Below are 18,635 nucleotides of genomic sequence, written 5' to 3' on the forward strand. Positions count from 1 at the left end.
TTGCAAGTGAATTACAGGTAGCGCGAGTCGCTTTTAATTTGCAAGTCATTTTCTGCGCCCTACATTAAGGACATGAAAACGACTGACTCTCTTTGGCAAGGATGCCCGGTGCGTTATGCGGCTGGGATTTTTGGGGACAAATGGTGCTTTGTTCTGCTGCGCGATGTGTTGCTGCATGGCAAACGCTATTACGGTGATTTCCTGGGTTCAGAGGAAGGTATTTCAACGAACATCCTAGCTAACCGATTGGCACAGCTAGAGAAATCAGAGATGTTGACACGGCATGTTGATCCAGTGAAACGCAGTCGAGTCTATTACCTGCCCACCCGAAAGGCGCGGGATTTGCTGCCTGCGTTTTTGGGGCTGATGATGTGGTCGGTGCAGCACGATCCTGCGACGGAATCACCACCAAGTTTTGCCAAAGCCATGACCGAAGACCCCGCTGGGGCCGTGGCCTGGTATGAGGCGAATATTGACAAGGTGAATGCCACTCTGGTGGACGCCTCTCCAAAATCGTTGTGATTCCGCGATGCTGTCTGGACCTATTGGGGGCAGCCGTTTAGGATAACCGCTGGTTTTGGGGGACGTGTCTGGAATGCCAGAGGACAATGCGGGCGGTAAAAAGCTAAGTCGGATTCAATTGCGTAATCGCAAATTGATCATGGACGCGGCCTTGGATGTGTTTTCCAAGGACGGCTTTCGTGGGTCTACATTGGATCAGATCGCGGCGACCTCGGGTCTGTCCAAGCCAAATATTTTGTATTATTTTGACGGCAAAGAGGACATCTATGTCACTTTGCTAAATCGGTTGATCCACGATTGGTTGGCCCCGTTGGATTCCATGAACCCGGACGGTGATCCGCTGCAAGAAATCATGGCCTATATCGAGCGTAAGATCGAAATGATGCGGGATATGCCACGAGAAAGCCGGTTGTTTGCGAATGAAATCATTCAAGGCGCTCCTCGGATGAAGGCGCATTTGGAAAGCGGTGTGAAGCCGTTGTTTGATCGTAAGGTTGCTTTGATCCAGCAGTGGATTGATGCGGGCAAGATTGCGGATGTGGACCCTCGGCATCTGGTGATTTCGATCTGGGCGACAACGCAGCATTATGCGGATTTTGACACGCAGGTGCAGGTGTTGATGGGGCGTGATCCAGCGGTTGCCGAGGATGCGCGGAGCTTTTTGGTGGATATGTTCACCAAGACCCTGACGCCAGCCTCGTGACTGTGACTCAGCGCGTTAAAGCGCTGTGTCGACTGCTTTTTTCAGACCATCCACGATAAGATCAATATGTGCGTCTTCCATGATGAATGGCGGGGCGAGTAAGATATGTGCGCCACGCACGCCATCTATGGTGCCGCCCATTGGGTAGCACATCAGGCCCGCTTCGAATGCGGCGGCTTTGATCTTACCGGCGACGTTCGCGGATGGATCGAAGGGGGTCTTTGTCTCGCGGTCTTGGACGATCTCGATCCCCATAAAGAGGCCCCTGCCCCGAATGTCGCCGATGTAGGGGTGCTGGCCAAACGTTGTGTTTAGCGCCTCGGTCAATTTGTCCCCTAGGGGTGCAACGCGTTCGGCGATGCCGTCATCGGTGAGGCGTTTGAGCACGGCCAGCGCACCAGCGGCGGCGGCTGGGTGGCCCATGTAGGTGTGACCATGTTGGAAGAACCCGCTGCCATCCCGGATGGTGTCGTGGATTTTGGCGGTGCACATCATGGCCCCGATGGGCTGGTAGCCCGCGCCGAGACCTTTGGCGATGGCGCAGATATCGGGGCTGATACCGTCTTGTTCAGAGGCAAATAGCGTGCCGGTGCGGCCCATACCACACATGACTTCGTCTAGGATCAAAAGAACGCCGTGGGCGTCGCAGATTTCGCGGATGCGTTTGAAATAGCCCTCGACGGGTGGTGTCGCGCCAGATGTCGCGCCAACGACTGGCTCGGCGATAAAGGCCATGACGTTTTCTGCGCCGAGTTCGTTGATCTGGTCGTCAAGCTCGTTTGCGATACGTTGGCCGTATTCAAAGGCGGTCTCGGTCGCCAGTTGATCGCGATAGGTGTAGCAGGCGGAAATGTGGTGGGATTCCATCAGGAGCGGATCATAGGGATCGCGGCGCCATTGGTTGCCCCCTGCCGCAAGAGCGCCAAGGGTGTTGCCGTGATAGCTTTGTTTACGGGCGATGATGTGGCGACGCTTGGGTTGGTCGATTTCCAGGAAATACTGACGCGCAAGTTTCAATGCGCTTTCGACGGCTTCAGAGCCGCCAGACACGAGGTAGACGCGATCTAGGCCCTTGGGGGCGTGGGCGATCAGCGTGTCTGCCAGTTCTTCGGCAGGGTCTGATGTGAAAAATCCGGTGTGGGCAAATGCCAATTTATCAAGCTGCGCTTTGATCGCTTCGGTGACTTTGGCGTCAGAGTGGCCAAGGCAGGACACGGCTGCGCCACCAATGCTGTCAAAGTAGGATTTGCCGTTGGTGTCGATCAGAAACGGTCCGTCACCATGAGAGACTGTTGGCAAAGATTGGCGGGAATGACGTGGGAAGATATGGCTCATGGTGTGGAGACCTCTCTGAGCAGCGGGCGGCCCATCTGGTGGGCAAGCGAAACGACATAGGCGATATTGGCGGCATTGCTTGCCGCGTGTTTGCCGTCTGGGCCGAATAGATTGTTTTCAAAGCCAATGCGCACATTGCCGCCAGCCCAAAGTGCGACTTCGGCGACATCCAGTTCGTGTGGACCAAAGGCGCAGATTGTCCAATCGGGAAAATCCCGGCCTAGGGCGGTTAGGAACCCCGAGAGTTCTTGGGGTTGGGCGTGGCGTGGCGGATGATAAGCGCCGAACACCATGAGAACGTCGCGCATATGTTCGGGCACGGTGCCATTATCAAGCCAGCGGCGTAGGCGTTTTAGGTCATCGTGATCATATAGGATGTGCTGCACCTGTGTGCCGGACTGCTGCGCCTGCGCGTAAACAGAGGCGGCGCGTTTGCGATCGCGGTTGATCTCGCGGATCGAAATACTGGCCGCCGCTGGGTTAAGCGCCCTCAGTGTTGCGAGCTGGGTTTTGACGTCAAATATCCCGGCGGATTCCGTTGTTATTTGTACTGTCATCAATGGGGCAGCCTCGGCGACGGCTGCTATGGTTTCGGCATAGAGACCCGCGTCTATGGAATGTGCACCGTTTTCATCCCGTACATGAAGATGGATTTCGTCGGCCCCTGCTCGGTAACAGGCATCCGCGGTTGCAACAATTTCTGGAATCGTCATCGGCAGGTGTGGATGATCGGATTTATTACGACGCGCACCATTCGGAGCCACTGTGATCTTTGCGGGGCGTCGATCTTGAGGGCCGCGCAATTCGATAGCGCTGAGTGGCGAGTAATAGTGAGACATAGTTATTCCGATTTGGGCACGCGTGGCCGTCTGCATTCTGAAACAAATGTTTCAAACATTGACACGAGGTAAAACAGATGGAACATTTGTGTCAAGTGAAAGGATTCGCCATTTGGACGCACGTGTAGACATCAGCTTGGAAGATCGAATTGCCGAGGCATATTCGAATTTAAGCGCAAAATTGAAGGATGCCGCAGATTATGTGGTCGCCCATCAAATGGATGTGGCTACACGGTCTTTGCGCGCAGTGTCTGCTGAAAGTGGTGTTTCGCCGGCTTCGCTGTCTCGTTTGGCGCGAACATTGGGTTTTGACAGTTACGAGGCCATGCGGGAGCTTTGCCGCCGAACTTTGGCTGGGCGGAATGTGTCGCTGTCAGAGCGTGCGGCAATGTTGAAAGACACCGGAGACGGCGTTCCGCATATTCTTGACCGTCAAGCGCAGGCTTGCGTGGATAACATTACGGATATGGCGGCGCGCCTAGATCGTGCGCGATTGCAGCAAGCGGTGCATGCCCTGCAAACCGCCCGACAAGTGGTGCTGTTTGGGGCCTTTGGGTCAACCGGGATTACGGAATACCTCGTCTATTTGGCAAATTACTTTAGCAGCCATTGGACTTTGGCTGGGCGCATGGGGTCGTCGCTTGGCGCGGCACTCACGAATACTGGGGAAGAGGACGTGCTGTTTATCGTCACCAAATCTCCGTATGCACGGCGCGCGGTTCACGCTGCTGAAATTGCAAAGTCTGCGGGCACGCAGACGATTATCATAACAGACAGTCATACGTGCCCAGCGCTGAAATATGCCGATTTTGCGTTTATTGTACCGACAGAAACACCGCAGTTTTTGTCATCTTATGTCGCGACATTGACGTTGATCGAAACGATGATCGCTATGTTGGTGGCTCAGTCCGAGGGGGACGCGAGCCAGCGCATTCGTGACGTTGAAAACCAGAACAAACGCCTAGGGGAGTTTTGGGACGACTAGCTAAGCCTGCCATTTAAATCATCATTTTGGGAGAGCATGATGATTTCTACGATTAAAGAAGAAACCGCATTTGCGGCTGTTGGCTTATTCCAGCAGCCTGAGATTGCTTGCGCCGCCATCCAACGCGATGGTTTGGCCAGAGAGAAAGCTGGCATCTTGGGAGGCCAGCATAGTGACAAAGCGTGCGACCTCTTCGAGTTCGGCGACGCGATGCGCGGGCGTGGACTTTACCCAATAGTCGCGGGTTTTGGCGTTTGGCGTCATCCCCCCATCGACCGCGCCGGGCGCGACGGCGTTTACGCGGATGCGATGTTGGGACAGTTCGACCGCCATGGCACGCACAAGCGCGCCGATAGCAGCCTTGGAGATCGCATAGGCAGTGCGATTTGGAACGCCGATTTGGCCATGGATGGAGGTCAGAAACACGATGCGCCCTCCCTTTTCTAACATGCGCTCTGACGCGGCTTGGGCAACGCGGAACGCCCCCAAGAGGTTCACATCAAGATGGTCTTGTATGTCTTGGTCAGACAATTCTAGGAATGCGCCGGGACGCAGGAAACCTGCGGCGACGATCAATGTCTCAACTTGGGCACCAAGGGCATCGACCTCGGCAAAAGCTGCGCGCACGCTAGATGGCGCGGAAAGGTCGACCTCGATGAACCCTGCTTTGTCGGTGCTGGGCGCAGTTCGGTCGAGCACGATGACTGTGCGGCCTTGTTCAAGGAATTGCTGGACAATGGCAGATCCGATTTCGCCAGCACCACCGACGACAAGAGTTAAAGCTGTCACCGTGGATGATGCATTTTTAGTCGAGGAAACCAGCATGACGCGCTCCGAATCATATTATGACATTTTCTTTTTGCATTTATAGACTAGATTAATATGATCAACTGCAGAATCATAAGGTGATACATGCAACAGACATCTATTTCAGTCGTAGCTGACCTGGCCGACAAATTGCGCAGGGATATTTCCTTGGGGATTTTGCAGCCCGGTGAACGGCTGAGCATCGAGGCGCTTAAACGTGCCCATGGCGTGTCGCACCCTTCTGTGCGCGAAGCGTTGTCACTGTTGCTGGGTGAAGGCTATGTGTTTCTTGAAGAGCAAAAAGGCTTTCGCGTTTTGGAAAGCTCTGTTGATGAGCAGCGCGATATTTCGCGTGTTCGGGCAGAATTAGAGGCCGTTGCGATTGGGTGGTCTATTGCACATTCCACACGCGGATGGCGCGCGCAGGTTGTTGCGACGCATTACGCGTTAACCGAAGCCGAAGCGCTTTTGGAGCAAGATGCGCGCAAACATGTTTTGGAGTGGGACGAGCTGAACCGGGGCTTTCATTTGGCGCTGGCGTCTAACTGCCAATCACCAAAGCTAATATCGCTGATCACAATGCAATATGATTTAAGTCGTCGTTATCGCTTGATGGCGCACGGTGAATCTGTTTCTCATAATGAGCGTTTGACGTGGCTACAGGCCAGTGCAGACGAACATTTAAAGCTCCGCGAAGCGGCCCTAACGGGGGACGCAGATACGGCGCAAAACTTATTAAGGTCTCATATTCTAAAGGGCGTAGCCCAGGGTGTGGAACCAAGACATGCAGATGAGGGTGTAGTGGCCCTTTGATGGCGAACCAAGTTTGGCGAACTACGTCAACACTCACGAAAATACCAATGGAAGAGGAAATTCGGTATGATGAAGAACTTTAAAATCGGCGGTGCACTTGTTGCAGCGGCTATGACATTTGGCTCTGGCGCATCTGCGCAAGAATTCATTTCAATCGGTACAGGCGGCGTTACTGGCGTTTATTACCCAACTGGTGGCGCGATCTGCCGTCTGGTGAACAAATCCCGTAAAGAGCACGGCATCCGTTGCGCCGTGGAATCCACTGGTGGTTCTGTTTACAACATCAACACCATCAAAGCGGGCGAGCTGGAATTCGGCGTTGCACAGTCTGACTGGCAGCACCACGCGTTCCACGGCACTTCCAAATTTGAAGATAACCCGTTCCCAGAAGTCCGCGCGGTCTTTTCTGTACACCCTGAGCCATTCACTTTGATCGTTCGCGGCGACAGCGGCATCGAGAGCTTTGCTGGCATCAAGGGCAAACGCGTCAACGTGGGTAACCCAGGTTCTGGCCAACGCGCGACTATGGAAGTTGCAATGGAAGCCTTTGGCATCGGCATGGACGATCTGGCTTTGGCAACAGAGTACAAAGGGTCTGAGCAGTCCAAGCAGCTTTGCGACGGCAACATCGACGCAATGATCTACACGATTGGTCACCCGGCAGCGGCGATCAAAGAAGCGACCACAACATGTGACGCGCGTCTGATCTCTGTGACTGGTCCAGAAGTGGATAAACTGATTGCTGACAACCCGTTCTACCGTACAGCGACCATCCCAGGTGGCATGTACAAAGGCACTGACACTGACACCACAACATTCGGTGTTGGCGCGACCTTTGTGACATCTGCGAACGTTCCTGAGAACGTGGTTTATGTTGTTGCGAAATCTGTGATGGAAAACATCGAAGACTTCCGCAAGCTGCACCCTGCGTTTGCGAACCTAGACGCAGCTGAAATGGTCAACGACGGTCTGTCCGCTCCTTTGCACCCAGGTGCGGAAAAAGCGTACATGGAACTGGGCCTGAAGTAATCGTTCCCTTGGGAACATGATATTTGGTGCGCCCTCGTAAGAATGGGGCGCACCTTTTTGCATTCTTGAACGGGGAAACTTATGGCTCAAGATCATCAAACAGATGGTTCAGCCGCCGCAGACGCCATGGTGGCAGAAGCGGATACTGGTGCACGCAACCCAGCGGGCATTCAGGGGCGGATTATTATCGCGACCTGCATTATTTGGTCACTCTTTCAACTTTACATCGCATCCAAAGCGCCGGGTTTATTAGCCCAGTTTACTGGAATTTCGGATTTCGCGAATATTGCTGCACAGGCGCGTTTTGTGCATCTGGCGTTTGGCATTGCCTTGGCCACGATGGCCTTTCCACTGTTCAAGTCATCCCCACGGGATCGCATCCCGCTGTATGACTGGGCCCTGCTGATACTGGGTGTATCAGCCTGTTTATACCTGATTGTTTTCCGGTTTGAGATTGCGGATCGTCCGGGCCTATGGGCGCCGAGCGATATCATCATGTCTGCCATTGGTATGGGCGTTTTGCTGATCAGCGTGTATCGCGCGCTGGGCCTGCCTTTGGTGATCATTGCGAGCTGCTTTGTTCTGTTTGCCTTTTTCGGCGGGTATTCCGAATGGGCGCGTGAAATTACTAACTATGGTGGCGCATCGCTGACGAAGGCGTTGGGACATTATTGGATGCAGACCGAAGGGGTCTTTGGTGTGGCGCTGGGCGTTTCGACCACGATGATCTTTTTGTTTGTTCTGTTTGGTGCTCTGCTGGATCGTGCGGGCGGTGGTAACTGGTTTATCAAAGTGGCGATTGCCCTATTGGGGGCGTTGCGTGGTGGGCCGGCGAAGGCGTCTGTTTTGTCATCCATGATGACGGGCATGATCTCTGGTTCGTCAATTGCGAACACGGTGACCACGGGTACGTTCACCATCCCATTGATGAAGCGCATCGGCTTCCCTGCGGAAAAAGCGGGTGCGGTTGAGGTGGCGTCATCCACCAATGGTCAGCTAACGCCACCTGTTATGGGTGCTGCGGCGTTCTTGATGGTGGAGTATGTGAATATTCCCTACATCGAGGTCGTCAAACATGCGTTCTTGCCTGCGGTGATTTCCTATATCGCGCTGCTGTATATCGTGCATTTGGAAAGCCTAAAGATGGGCCTTGAGGGTCTAAAGAAAGACGGTCGCAAGATCGGTGTTCTGATGATCATGATCTTGTTCCTGTCAGGCTTTATCTTCCTTGGGCTTGCGACCTTCTTGATGGTTGGTGTCCGCGCTGTGCTTGATCCATTTATGGCCGAAAGCGTTTATGGCGGTCTTGTTCTTGTTGGGATCCTATATGTGGCCCTTGTGGCTTTGGCGGCGAAGTATCCGGATGTTGAAGTAGACGATCCGAATGCGCCTATGCCAATGGCACCGCGGTTGACGCCGACGTTGTTGGGTGGGGCATACTATGCGCTGCCGATCTTTATCTTGGTTTGGAACCTGATGGTGCGGACCGACGATCTAGAGCGTCTGTCCCCTGCCCTGTCGGCGTTCTGGGCGACGATCTTTATGATCATCATCGCGCTGACACACCGTCCGATGAAAGCCTATTTCCGCAAGGCCAGCATCAGTGCTGAGACCCGCGCGGGTTGGGGTGATTTTGTGCAAGGCCTGATCATGGGCGCGCGCAATATGATTGGTATTGGTGTGGCGACAGGTGCGGCTGGTGTCATTGTTGGCACAATCAGTTTGACCGGTGCCCATCAGGTGATTGGTCAGGTGATTGAGATCATCTCTGGTGGCAACTTGATGATCTTGTTGTTCTTGGTTGCGGTGCTAAGCCTGATCTTGGGCATGGGTCTGCCAACGACAGCGAACTACATTGTTGTAAGCTCGTTGATGGCGCCGGTGATTGTGACCGTCGGGGCGCAATCTGGTTTGGTGGTGCCATTGATCGCTGTCCACATGTTCGTGTTCTACTTCGGGATCTTAGCGGATGACACGCCTCCTGTGGGTCTTGCGGCCTATGCGGCGGCGGCGATTTCACGAGGGGATCCGATTAAGACCGGTTTGCAGGGCTTTGGTTACGATATTCGGACCGCGCTTTTGCCGTTTCTGTTCATCTTCAACACCGATCTATTGTTGATTGATGTTGGTTGGGGCAAGGCGGTGTTGGTCTTCATTATCTCGACCATTGCGATGCTGATATTCGCAGCGGCGACACAGGGTTATTTCATTGCGAAGTCTCGCAAATGGGAAAGCGCTATGTTGTTGGTGATTGCGTTTATGTTGTTCCGCCCTGACTTTTTCTTAGATCAAGTGTCTGAGAAGTATGCGACGGGAGCTGGCCCAACTGCGGTTGAAATGATCGCTGGTCAAGAGACCGGGAAAGACGTTCGCCTTATCGTGGCTGGACCTGATTTCGACACGGGCGAGACACGGTCAACGACCATCTCTTTCCCTGCTGTGTCTGGCGATGCAGAAACTGCATTGTCTGATCAAGGTCTGGCGGTATTGGCGGAGGGTGAGCAGCTGTTGCTCGAGGAACCTTTCCCCGGAACACCGTATTTCGAAACCCTTGGCAATGAGTATGATTTCTATGGTGACGCCCCTGTGGTTGTGACTGCGGTTCAGGTCGAAAATGACCGCATGCCGAAAGAGATCTTCTTTTTCCCAGCACTGTTGTTGCTTGCGGGGCTGGTGATGATCCAGCGCCCACGTGCAACACAGCCTGCGTTCTAAGGAGGACATGATGTTTAAGACAGTATTGTTGGCCGTAGATGTGAATGATCTGGAGGGCGCCAAGCGCCCTGCAGAAACAGCAGTTCGATTGGCGGCTGCGGATGGTGCAGATTTGCATGTGATGAACGTGGTGCCAGACTTTGGCATGGCGTTGGTTGGGTCGTTCTTTAGCCCTGACCACAATGCGCAGATCATGAAAGATGCCAAAGCAGCGCTTGAAGCATGGGCCAAGGAAAACCTGAAAGACGTGGCGAATGTGACGCTGCAGGTGGATCAGGGCACTGTGTACGAAGAGGTCTTGAAAGAGTCCGAAACGGTGAAGGCTGATGTGATCGTCGTGGGCGCACATAAGTCGCAACTGAAAGACTATTTGATCGGGCCGAATGCGGCCCGTATCTCGCGGCATGCCAAGCAATCGGTGTTTGTCGTTCGCTAAAACAAAGAAAGCCTTGGCCAGACTGGCCAAGGCTTTTTCTTTTCAAACATCAAATGCGGATTAGCCGCCGAAGCTGCGCCCTGATGTTGATGATTTCCCAAACCCACCCCGAGACGCAACGGTTGCCCGTGTCATTGGCGGTTTGCCTTTGGTTGCTTGCGGCTTTGTGAACTGCGAGGCGTTCAGCTTGGCTTTGCCATTGTTGCTGGAATAGCTGCTGCTGCCCGACGCATTCGTGAAACCGCCCTTACCGTTCTTATACAGCGGTTGCGCGGCGGCCATGCCGGTGCGATTGCCGCTGAGCATGTTGCCAATCAGGTAGCCGGTGAGCAAAGGCATGAAGATGCCGCTAGAACCGCCAGAGGAAACGGCTTGCTGCTCAGAGCCGCAGTTGCCTGCGCCGTGTTGTTCTTCACAGACTTGCAGGTCGTTGTAACGCGGCGCGCTTTCTTCGTGCAGTTGCTGTGCCTGTGCAAAGGCAAAGTCGCAATCAGCGGCGGTTAGGGCAGTGCCCTCGTCCGCATTCAATTTACAGGTTTGCAGGTCTGGAAATGCTTGCGCATCGACTTGTTCTTCCTGACAGCCAGCGAGTGCGAAAGCTGCTGCACCGACGATGGTCAGCGCCACTTTGTTGGAACGTTTTTTCATGGGAACCTCTGGCTTAATCTCGGATGAAATGCGGTTTGAATCGCGACAGGTCTTGGGTAATACGCGAGCGATCCTCGCGGATGCCGATACCGGCGCATTCGGTGCCGATGATCCACGACCCGATCACTGGGCGGAAGCCTGCGAATTCAGGGAGTGGCGCATAGGCTTGTAGGATTTTTGCGTGTTCGGCGTAGTCATTGTTTGGGGATGCTTCGGTGGTTTCACCGGCTTCGACGATCTGAATGGACGCGCCTTCGCGAGAAAAGAGTGGTTTGCGCACAAAGGTCTCGCCCAAGGCGGATTTGGCAGCGTCGTCTTCGAAATAGGCGGGCAATAGGTTGGGATGACCTTCAAACATCTGCCAAAGCACCGGCAAGAGGCCCTTGTTGGACAGCACCGCTTTCCATGCGGGTTCCAGCATTAAGCAATCGGCGGCTTTTAGGTTGATGGCATAGTCATCGCGCAACAGGTCTTCCCATGGGTATAGCTTGAACAGCTTGCCGATCACACGATCTTCAGCGTCAAGGAATTGACCGTCGGTCGACAGAGCGACTTTTTCGAGGTCTGTGTAATGCGCGCCAAGGCCAGCCTCGCGGGCGGCCCAGCCCATGCATTCAACGGTGGCGTAATCTTCGGGGCTACCGCCGATGGCGGTGAAATGCAGGTCGGTGTCTTTGGCAAAGAGGCTTTGGAACCGTGCGACAAGTGCTTCGTGGATACCGTTGAACTGATCGTCGCCTTCGTTCAACACGCCCGTGGCGAGGTGATCCTCAAGCCAGCTCCATTGGAAAGATGCGCTTTCATAAAGAGAGGTCGGTGTGTCGGCGTTGTATTCCAGCATCTTGGCGGGACCAGAGCCGTCATAAGCCAGATCAAACCGCCCGTAGATTTCGGGTTCATTATTCGCCCAAGAATTCGCAACCAGATCACGGTGTTCTTCGGGAATGGCGAGTTTTTCCATCAGCTCTTGGCTGGCGACAATTGCAGCAGCTGCTTCGCGGCACATAGCGTGCAGTTCGGTAGATGGGTCTTCGATGTCGTCTTCGATTTGACGCAGGTTGAACTGGTAAACCGAGGTTTCGTCCCAATAGGGTTCGCCATGCATGTCAGCAAAGGTGAAACCCAGTTCTTGGGCTTTGTCGCGCCATTGGGGGCGTTCTGGCAAAGTTATTTTCTGCATGTGCTCTTCCTTGAATGGCCCAACCCCTAGTCGATTTCGCCTTAGGGTGCCAGTCGCAGTTTCCATTGGCCGTACACTTGTTTCTTGACGGCCCGATCAGTTGGTCAGCTCGCGTAAAAACCTGCTTGCATTCGCGCAGTGATCGCTGCATCGGTTTACGTCAAAAATGAGCCTTTGGGCAAAACGCAATGGCTTTTGAATTCAGGAGAATTACATGACGATCAAACGTATTGGAGTTGGCCCTCGATCCAGCCGCGCAGTTGTCCATAACAGTACCGCTTATTTGTGCGGCCAAGTCGGGACACGCGGTGCGGACATCACAACGCAGACGCGGGAATGTTTGGAAAAGATTGACCAGCTTTTGGCGGAAGTGGGTTCTGATAAGTCCAAATTGCTACAAGTCGAGATTTGGCTATCCGACATGAAAGACTTTGCCGCGATGAATGAAGTTTATGACGCATGGATTGATCCAGCGGCCCCTGCCGCACGGGCCTGTGGTGAGGCGAAACTGGCATCTTCTGAATTGCTGGTGGAATTCATCGTTACTGCTGCTGTTTAATCGCAGATCGCGATAAGAGATAGGAAAGCGTTGCCTGTCGCGGCAGCGCTTTTTGCGTTCATTTGTTGCTTGAGGACGTGTCAAATGGGGCGATCGGAGCTGGCCATGTGAAAATTGTGCCCGTGATTGCCCGTAGATTGAGATAATTTCGAACTGCATTTCGATTTGGTTGATCTGAGCGCCCACGAATACTGGCATCGCAGGATTCGCCTTTGATAAGAACCCAGAACCTTTGAAACTGTTTCTGCTTTTGCAAACGGCATCCGATAACGAGGTTTTGGAAGCGTGGCTATCCTATTAAAATATAGGCATATTTCGTTCGATGTTGGGAAAGGCCATAAATGGCGGAGAAGGTGGGATTCGAACCCACGGAGGGCGTTAACCCTCGTCGGTTTTCAAGACCGGTGCATTCGACCACTCTGCCACTTCTCCGACGCCCCCTGATTACTGTTACAATTTTGATTCTTAAAGTCGAAATTGGGGAAATTTCGCCGATTATTTCACGACGGCTTTTCACATGGGGTCGCAAGCGGTAGAGTATGCTCAACGAACGGCGCCTTTTAAGGGGATTTTGGGGTGTCCGCAGAACGTCAAAAAATTGGCGCATCATATTAGGCAAAGGGCATGTCATGTTGGAATTTGTACGTAAACAAGGCTCGGCGGTGCGCACTGGGCGTGCTTTACTATTGATCACGGCCCTCGCCGCGGTCACGGCCTGCGAACCTTTTGGCGATTTTAGTTTAAAGAAACCGCAGGATGAAAACGCGGCTCCAAGCAATGCAACCTCTGCAAAATTTGTTGAGCGCGATGTTGAAGCACCAGAAATTTTTTCCGTTGCAGAAGCGGGTTTGTGGGATGGGCGCCCAAGCTTAGGTGGTGTTTGGGTGGCACATCCTGATGTGAAAGACCCTGAGCGGGTGATCATTCGCAACAAATCCAACGGTAAATTTGTGATTGGTGCCCTGTTCCGTCGTGAGCGGGCCATTCCGGGACCGCGTCTGCAGGTCTCTTCGGATGCCGCGGCAGCGATCTCTTTGTTGGCAGGCCAGCCGATTGAACTAGAAGTTACGGCTTTGCGCCGCGAAGAGGCACCCGTAGATGTGCCGGTGCCAGTTGAAGACACCGTTGCAGAGGCAGCGAATGTTGAGACCGAGTCGCTTGATCCTGTACTGTCAGCTGCAGCCGCGATTGATGCGGCGGATACAAAGGCGCCTATTGCGGCCCCTGCCCCAGTGACAGCGCCAAAGCCGGCAGCTGCGCCAAAGGCAAGCAGTCTAAGCAAGCCTTTCATTCAGATTGGTATCTTTAGCATTGAATCAAATGCTGATGGTGTTGCGGCACAGATGCGCCGTGCTGGCATGGTACCAACGGTCAAGAAACAGACCAGCAAGGGCAAAACGTTCTGGCGCGTAATTGTTGGGCCTGCCTCGAACAAGTCTGAACTTAACGAGTTGATCAAGAAAATCCACGGAACGGGCTTTACCGATGCCTATGCGGTTACCCATTAATGTATTCTGCGCGATCTTAAGGAGAGCACCACAGATGATGCGATCTGGAAAACGACTGCTCATAGCGCTGATGACCTCAGCGCTATTGGCTGTTCCTGCAACAGCATTTGAAACCCGCGCAAAGGCAGCGTTTGTGTTGGATCAGACGACTGGCACGATTTTGATGGCCAAGAATGCCGATGAGGCGTTGCCTCCTGCGTCTATGTCAAAGTTGATGACGCTATTCATGGCCTTTGAGGCGGTGCGCGATGGGCGGCTATCTATGGAAGAAAAGCTGCCAGTGTCGCAACACGCGATGAGCTATGGCGGCTCTACCATGTTTTTGGACACGACGGACCGTGTGAAAGTCGCAGACTTGCTGCGTGGTATCATTGTTCTGTCCGGTAACGACGCCTGTGTTGTGATTGCTGAAACACTCAGCCCCGATGGCACCGAAGCCGGGTTTGCGCGTCAGATGACGTTGCGGGCCAATCAATTGGGCATGACCAATTCGACCTTTGCCAATTCCAATGGCTGGCCAGCGGCAGGGCATCGGATGTCGATGCGCGATTTGGTTTTGTTGGCCAATCTGTTGATTTCGGAATTCCCAGAATTCTATCCGATGTTTTCCGAAACTGAATTTGCCTTTGACGGGCGAGCACCGAAGAACACGCAGAACCGCAATCCTTTGCTTAGCCTAGGAATTGGCGCGGATGGCTTGAAAACGGGTCATACCAGCGAAGCGGGTTATGGGCTTGTGGGATCAGCACGCCAAGGTCAGCGCCGGGTTTTGTTTGCCTTGTCCGGTATGGACAGCACCAAAGCGCGGGCAGAAGTGTCTGAGCAGGTGGTGAACTGGGCGTTCCGTCAATTTAGCGAGCAGAAGCTGCTGCGCGCGAACAAGCGTGTGGCGATGGCTGATGTTTGGATGGGAACTGCCCCACGTGTCGGGTTGGTCGCCGCCAAAGATGTGGACGTGTTGCTGCCTGTCTTGGGTCAAAGCGATGTCGGCGCCGAAGTGGTTTACAACGGCCCGATCGAAGCGCCGATTGTGAAAGGTCAAGAATTGGCTGAGTTGGTGCTGAAACCAACAGACTTGCCAGAAATTCGGGTACCCCTGGTGGCTGAATCTGATGTGGGCACTGGTGGCTTTGCAGTCCGATTGCGCACTGCTACAACAGTGCTGATGGGCCAGCTTGGTCTGACAGCAGAGGGCGCAAGTTGACCACAAATACGGGTGTATTCATTACCTTTGAAGGTATTGACGGGTCTGGGAAATCAACTCAGACCCGATTGCTTGCGGAGCGTCTGAAAAAACGTGGGCGCGACGTTATCCTTACGCGTGAACCTGGTGGTTCTACCGGTGCGGAAGAAATTCGGCGGTTGGTTTTGGAAGGTGATCCTGATCGGTGGTCAGCGGAGACGGAGCTGCTATTGTTTACGGCTGCGCGGCGGGATCATTTGGAACGGACCATTATTCCTGCGCTTGAGGCGGGCAAGGTTGTGATTTGTGACCGCTTTGCTGACAGCACGCGCATGTATCAGGGGCTGTCCCGCGGCGATTTACGCGCCAAGGTCGATCAACTGCATGACTTGATGATCGGCCGAGAGCCGGATTTGACAGTTTTGATTGATATGGACCCAACGGTTGGTTTGGCCCGCGCTAAGGGACGGCAAACTGCTGAAGAACGGTTTGAGGATTTCGGCCAAGAGCTGCAAGTGAAGATGCGCCAAGGCTTTTTGGATCTGGCAAAGCAGTACAAAGACCGGTTCCGTTTGATTGATGGCAATCGCGAGATTGCGGAAGTGGCGTCTGATATTGAACAGGCCGTTATGGATTACCTTTCATGAGTGCCGACGACAGCCTACCAGAGTCAGATCGCATAGACGGCGCCCCTCACCCGCGCGAAACCCAAGAGATATTTGGCCAAGATGGCGCGCGAGATGCGTTTCTCGAGGCATTTAATGCAGAGCGGTTACACCACGGCTGGTTGCTGACCGGGCCAAAGGGTGTGGGTAAGGCGACGATGGCGTGGCAGATCGCGCGGTTCTTGTTGGCAACACCAAAGGATGATGGTGGCATGTTTGGGGATGCTCCGATGGCTGCGAAAAGCCTGCAGATTGACCCCGAACATCCTGTCGCGCGGCGCATGATTGCGGGGTCCGAGCCGGGATTGTTTACGGTGCGTCGGCCTTATGATGAAAAGACCAAGAAGCTGAAGTCGCAGATCACGGTTGATGAGGTGCGCAAGCTTAAGAACTTCTTTTCCCTTTCGGCAACCGATGGCGGACGTCGTATTGTGATCGTGGATAGTGCTGATGAAATGAACGTCAGCGCGGCGAATGCTTTGCTGAAGCTGCTAGAAGAGCCGCCAGCAGATACGACGCTGTTACTGATTTCACATCAGCCGTCGAAATTGCTGCCAACAATCCGATCGCGGTGTCGCGAATTACGGTTCACGCCTTTGGGCGTTGATGCGATGGCGCAGGCGTTGGAACAGGCCGATGTAGAAACGGATGCCTCTGCGGCGATGGCTGAATTGTCGGCTGGTTCTGTTGGCGAGGCCATTCGTCTGTCCCATTCAGGCGGGCTGCAAATCTATCAGGCATTGGTGACGTTGTTTTCAGGCCTTCCGCAAATGGATCGTCAGAAAGCTTTGCAACTGGCCGAGATGGCGGCCGCGCGTGGAGCGGATGATAAATTCGATCTCTTACTGAACCTAATCGACCTCTTCTTGATGCGGCTGGCACGCTGTGGGGCCACTGGGCAACCGCCGTTGGTTGAGGCGGTTCCGGGCGAAGGAGCCTTGTTTGCACGGCTGGCGCCCGATGCGCGTAAAACACGGGCTTGGGCCGAAGTTGCCGCTGAAATCACAACACGAAGCCGCCATGGCCGGTCGGTAAACCTTGACCCTGCGGCTTTGGTGCTGGATACGGTTTGGAAGATACAAGAAACCGCACAGATGTGACGATGACCCAAGTACCCATGATTACAGACAGCCACTGCCACCTTGATTTCCCGGATTTTGACGGGGAACGCGATGACATTATTGCGCGTGCTGCAGAGGCTGGCGTGACTCGCATGGTGACTATCTGCACTCGCTTGAAGAACGAACCACAAGTGCGTGCCATCGCTGAACAATATGCGCCAGTGTTTTATGCCGCGGGCACTCATCCGATGAGCGCAGCGGAAGAGCCATTGGCCACTGTTGAAGAGCTGGTTGCTATGTCCGCGCATCCCAAGTTTGTGGGGATTGGTGAGACTGGGCTGGATTATCATTACACCGCTGAAAGCGCATCCATTCAGCAAGAGTCGCTGTTGGTGCACATCGAAGCGGCACGGCAGACTGGCCTGCCATTGATCATTCACGCCCGTGCGGCGGATGACGATATGGCCCGCATTCTTTCCGAAGAGCACGCTAAGGGTACATATTCTTGTGTGATGCACTGCTATTGCTCTGGGCCGGAGTTGGCCAAGACGTGCTTGGACCTAGGGTTCTATCTGTCAATGTCTGGCATCGCGACGTTCAAGAACAGCCAAGAGGTGCGCGACATCTTTGCGGCAGCCCCTGTGGACCGCGTGCTTGTTGAAACAGATGCGCCTTATCTTGCCCCGACGCCGTTCCGTGGCAAACGAAACGAGCCTGCCTATACAGCGCATACCGCACGTATGGGGGCCGAGGTGTTTGGCATGGACTATGCAGATTTCGCAGCGCAAACGCAGGCGAACTTTGAACGGTTGTTTAGCAAAGCCATTCAGCAAGCAGAGGCCGCATGAGCGACCTTCTGACATTCACCATTCTGGGCTGCGGTAGCTCAGGCGGCGTGCCTCGTCTTGGTGGGCATTGGGGTGAATGTGATCCGAACAATCCTAAGAATGCGCGCACGCGGTGCTCTATTCTGGTAGAGCGGACTGGCCCTGGCGGCACAACAACTGTGCTGGTCGACACCTCGCCCGATATGCGCCAGCAATTGTTGCGCGAGAACGTTGGGCGTTTGGACGGCGTGATTTACACACATGCCCATGCGGACCATGTGCATGGTATCGACGATCTGCGGATGGTCGTATTCAACATGCGCGAACGCGTTCCGGTTTGGGCAGATGGCCCAACCCAAGACGCACTGCTGTCCCGTTTTGGCTATGCTTTTGTGCAACCGGATGGTTCACCCTACCCTGCTATCTTGGACCTGAATGCCATCCGTGGCGACGTGACGGTTTCTGGTCCGGGCGGTGACATCACGCTAAAACCTATTGAAGTGAGCCATGGCTCTATCGACGCATTGGCCTTTCGGGTGAATGATGTGTTGTATATGCCGGATGTCTCCGACATTCCGGAAGCTGCGTGGGATCAATTGCAGGGTTTGGAATGTTGGATCCTAGACGCCCTGCGTCGTACGCCGCACCCGACCCATGTGCATTTGGACAAGGCACTTGATTGGATCGAACGGGTCGCACCGAAGCAGGCCGTCCTGACCAACATGCATATTGATCTAGATTACCAAGTGATTGCAGACGAGACCGCAAACCACATTCAGCCTGCCTATGATGGGCTAAAGCTGACCTTCGAAATCTGAGC

Annotated in this window: 19 protein-coding genes and 1 tRNA gene; 14 read left to right on the top strand and 6 right to left on the bottom strand. The window is 54.1% G+C overall.

Translation table 11 applies throughout. The features are described 5' to 3' along the window. Positions 1–72 precede the first annotated feature (72 nt). Positions 73–522: a helix-turn-helix domain-containing protein gene (locus Q4544_RS02680; RefSeq protein ID WP_303503904.1), complete on the top strand. Its 450-nt coding sequence runs from the start codon at positions 73–75 to the stop codon at positions 520–522. A gap of 73 nt (positions 523–595) precedes the next feature. After that, positions 596–1,225, top strand: coding sequence for a TetR family transcriptional regulator C-terminal domain-containing protein (locus Q4544_RS02685; protein ID WP_303503905.1), 630 nt, complete (start codon positions 596–598; stop codon positions 1,223–1,225). A 15-nt stretch (positions 1,226–1,240) separates the two neighbouring features. Here Q4544_RS02685 and Q4544_RS02690 read toward each other — a convergent pair whose 3' ends face one another. Both Q4544_RS02690 and Q4544_RS02695 read right to left on the bottom strand, forming a co-directional pair. Further along, positions 1,241–2,560, bottom strand: a complete 1,320-nt coding sequence (locus tag Q4544_RS02690; RefSeq protein ID WP_303503907.1) for an aspartate aminotransferase family protein — start codon at positions 2,558–2,560, stop codon at positions 1,241–1,243. Beyond that, positions 2,557–3,399: a 3-keto-5-aminohexanoate cleavage protein gene (locus tag Q4544_RS02695; protein ID WP_303503909.1), complete on the bottom strand. Its 843-nt coding sequence runs from the start codon at positions 3,397–3,399 to the stop codon at positions 2,557–2,559. The genes Q4544_RS02690 and Q4544_RS02695 overlap by 4 nt, the downstream gene beginning before the upstream one ends. Before the next feature lie 112 nt (positions 3,400–3,511). Here Q4544_RS02695 and Q4544_RS02700 point away from each other — a divergent pair, with 112 nt between their 5' ends. Beyond that, on the top strand, positions 3,512–4,384 hold the full coding sequence (locus Q4544_RS02700) for a MurR/RpiR family transcriptional regulator (RefSeq protein WP_303503911.1): 873 nt from the start codon (positions 3,512–3,514) through the stop codon (positions 4,382–4,384). An 84-nt stretch (positions 4,385–4,468) separates the two neighbouring features. Here the strand turns inward: Q4544_RS02700 and Q4544_RS02705 are convergent, their stop codons facing one another. Further along, complete coding sequence (locus Q4544_RS02705) at positions 4,469–5,209, bottom strand: SDR family NAD(P)-dependent oxidoreductase (RefSeq protein ID WP_303503913.1); 741 nt, start codon at positions 5,207–5,209, stop codon at positions 4,469–4,471. Positions 5,210–5,296: 87 nt separating this feature from the next. Between Q4544_RS02705 and Q4544_RS02710 the strand changes: the two genes are divergently transcribed. From Q4544_RS02710 to Q4544_RS02725, 4 genes are all read left to right on the top strand, one after another. Continuing rightward, a complete protein-coding gene (locus tag Q4544_RS02710; RefSeq protein WP_303503915.1) occupies positions 5,297–6,004 on the top strand; it encodes a GntR family transcriptional regulator in 708 nt (235 codons plus the stop codon). Between the two features lie 66 nt (positions 6,005–6,070). Next, positions 6,071–7,033, top strand: a complete 963-nt coding sequence (locus Q4544_RS02715) for a TAXI family TRAP transporter solute-binding subunit (RefSeq protein ID WP_303503917.1) — start codon at positions 6,071–6,073, stop codon at positions 7,031–7,033. An 81-nt stretch (positions 7,034–7,114) separates the two neighbouring features. Then, positions 7,115–9,748 carry a TRAP transporter permease gene (locus Q4544_RS02720; RefSeq protein WP_303503918.1) on the top strand — a complete coding sequence of 878 codons (2,634 nt, stop codon included), beginning with the start codon at positions 7,115–7,117 and terminating at the stop codon, positions 9,746–9,748. A gap of 10 nt (positions 9,749–9,758) precedes the next feature. After that, positions 9,759–10,184, top strand: coding sequence for a universal stress protein (locus tag Q4544_RS02725; protein ID WP_303503920.1), 426 nt, complete (start codon positions 9,759–9,761; stop codon positions 10,182–10,184). A 60-nt stretch (positions 10,185–10,244) separates the two neighbouring features. Here the strand turns inward: Q4544_RS02725 and Q4544_RS02730 are convergent, their stop codons facing one another. Continuing rightward, on the bottom strand, positions 10,245–10,832 hold the full coding sequence (locus tag Q4544_RS02730) for a DUF1190 domain-containing protein (RefSeq protein WP_303503922.1): 588 nt from the start codon (positions 10,830–10,832) through the stop codon (positions 10,245–10,247). A 13-nt stretch (positions 10,833–10,845) separates the two neighbouring features. Further along, entirely contained in the window at positions 10,846–12,012 is a 1,167-nt protein-coding gene (locus Q4544_RS02735; RefSeq protein ID WP_303503924.1) for a glutathionylspermidine synthase family protein, read from the bottom strand. 214 nt (positions 12,013–12,226) lie between these two features. Here Q4544_RS02735 and Q4544_RS02740 point away from each other — a divergent pair, with 214 nt between their 5' ends. Next, the gene (locus tag Q4544_RS02740; protein WP_303503927.1) at positions 12,227–12,571 is read left to right on the top strand and encodes a RidA family protein; all 345 of its coding nucleotides are present in this window, start codon (positions 12,227–12,229) and stop codon (positions 12,569–12,571) included. A gap of 342 nt (positions 12,572–12,913) precedes the next feature. Here Q4544_RS02740 and Q4544_RS02745 read toward each other — a convergent pair. Next, a tRNA-Ser gene (locus tag Q4544_RS02745) sits at positions 12,914–13,003 on the bottom strand. A gap of 197 nt (positions 13,004–13,200) precedes the next feature. On the opposite strand from Q4544_RS02745, the gene Q4544_RS02750 reads away from it, so the two are divergent. From Q4544_RS02750 to Q4544_RS02775, 6 genes are read left to right on the top strand one after another with little or no spacing between them, the layout of a single operon-like run. Then, entirely contained in the window at positions 13,201–14,079 is an 879-nt protein-coding gene (locus Q4544_RS02750) for an SPOR domain-containing protein (RefSeq protein ID WP_303503929.1), read from the top strand. Between the two features lie 37 nt (positions 14,080–14,116). Beyond that, entirely contained in the window at positions 14,117–15,283 is a 1,167-nt protein-coding gene (locus Q4544_RS02755; protein ID WP_407063026.1) for a D-alanyl-D-alanine carboxypeptidase family protein, read from the top strand. After that, entirely contained in the window at positions 15,280–15,909 is a 630-nt protein-coding gene (gene tmk / locus Q4544_RS02760; RefSeq protein ID WP_303503933.1) for a dTMP kinase, read from the top strand. Before Q4544_RS02755 ends, tmk begins: the two co-directional genes overlap by 4 nt. After that, on the top strand, positions 15,906–17,027 hold the full coding sequence (locus Q4544_RS02765; protein ID WP_303503934.1) for a DNA polymerase III subunit delta': 1,122 nt from the start codon (positions 15,906–15,908) through the stop codon (positions 17,025–17,027). Before tmk ends, Q4544_RS02765 begins: the two co-directional genes overlap by 4 nt. A gap of 2 nt (positions 17,028–17,029) precedes the next feature. Continuing rightward, positions 17,030–17,836 (top strand): TatD family hydrolase, encoded by an 807-nt coding sequence (locus Q4544_RS02770; protein WP_303503935.1) that lies wholly within the window; start codon positions 17,030–17,032, stop codon positions 17,834–17,836. Next, a complete protein-coding gene (locus tag Q4544_RS02775) occupies positions 17,833–18,633 on the top strand; it encodes an MBL fold metallo-hydrolase (protein ID WP_303503936.1) in 801 nt (266 codons plus the stop codon). Before Q4544_RS02770 ends, Q4544_RS02775 begins: the two co-directional genes overlap by 4 nt. The last annotated feature ends 2 nt before the right edge of the window (positions 18,634–18,635 follow it).

Origin of the sequence: Cognatishimia sp. 1_MG-2023 (genome assembly GCF_030548175.1) — a bacterium.
GTDB lineage: Bacteria > Pseudomonadota > Alphaproteobacteria > Rhodobacterales > Rhodobacteraceae > Cognatishimia.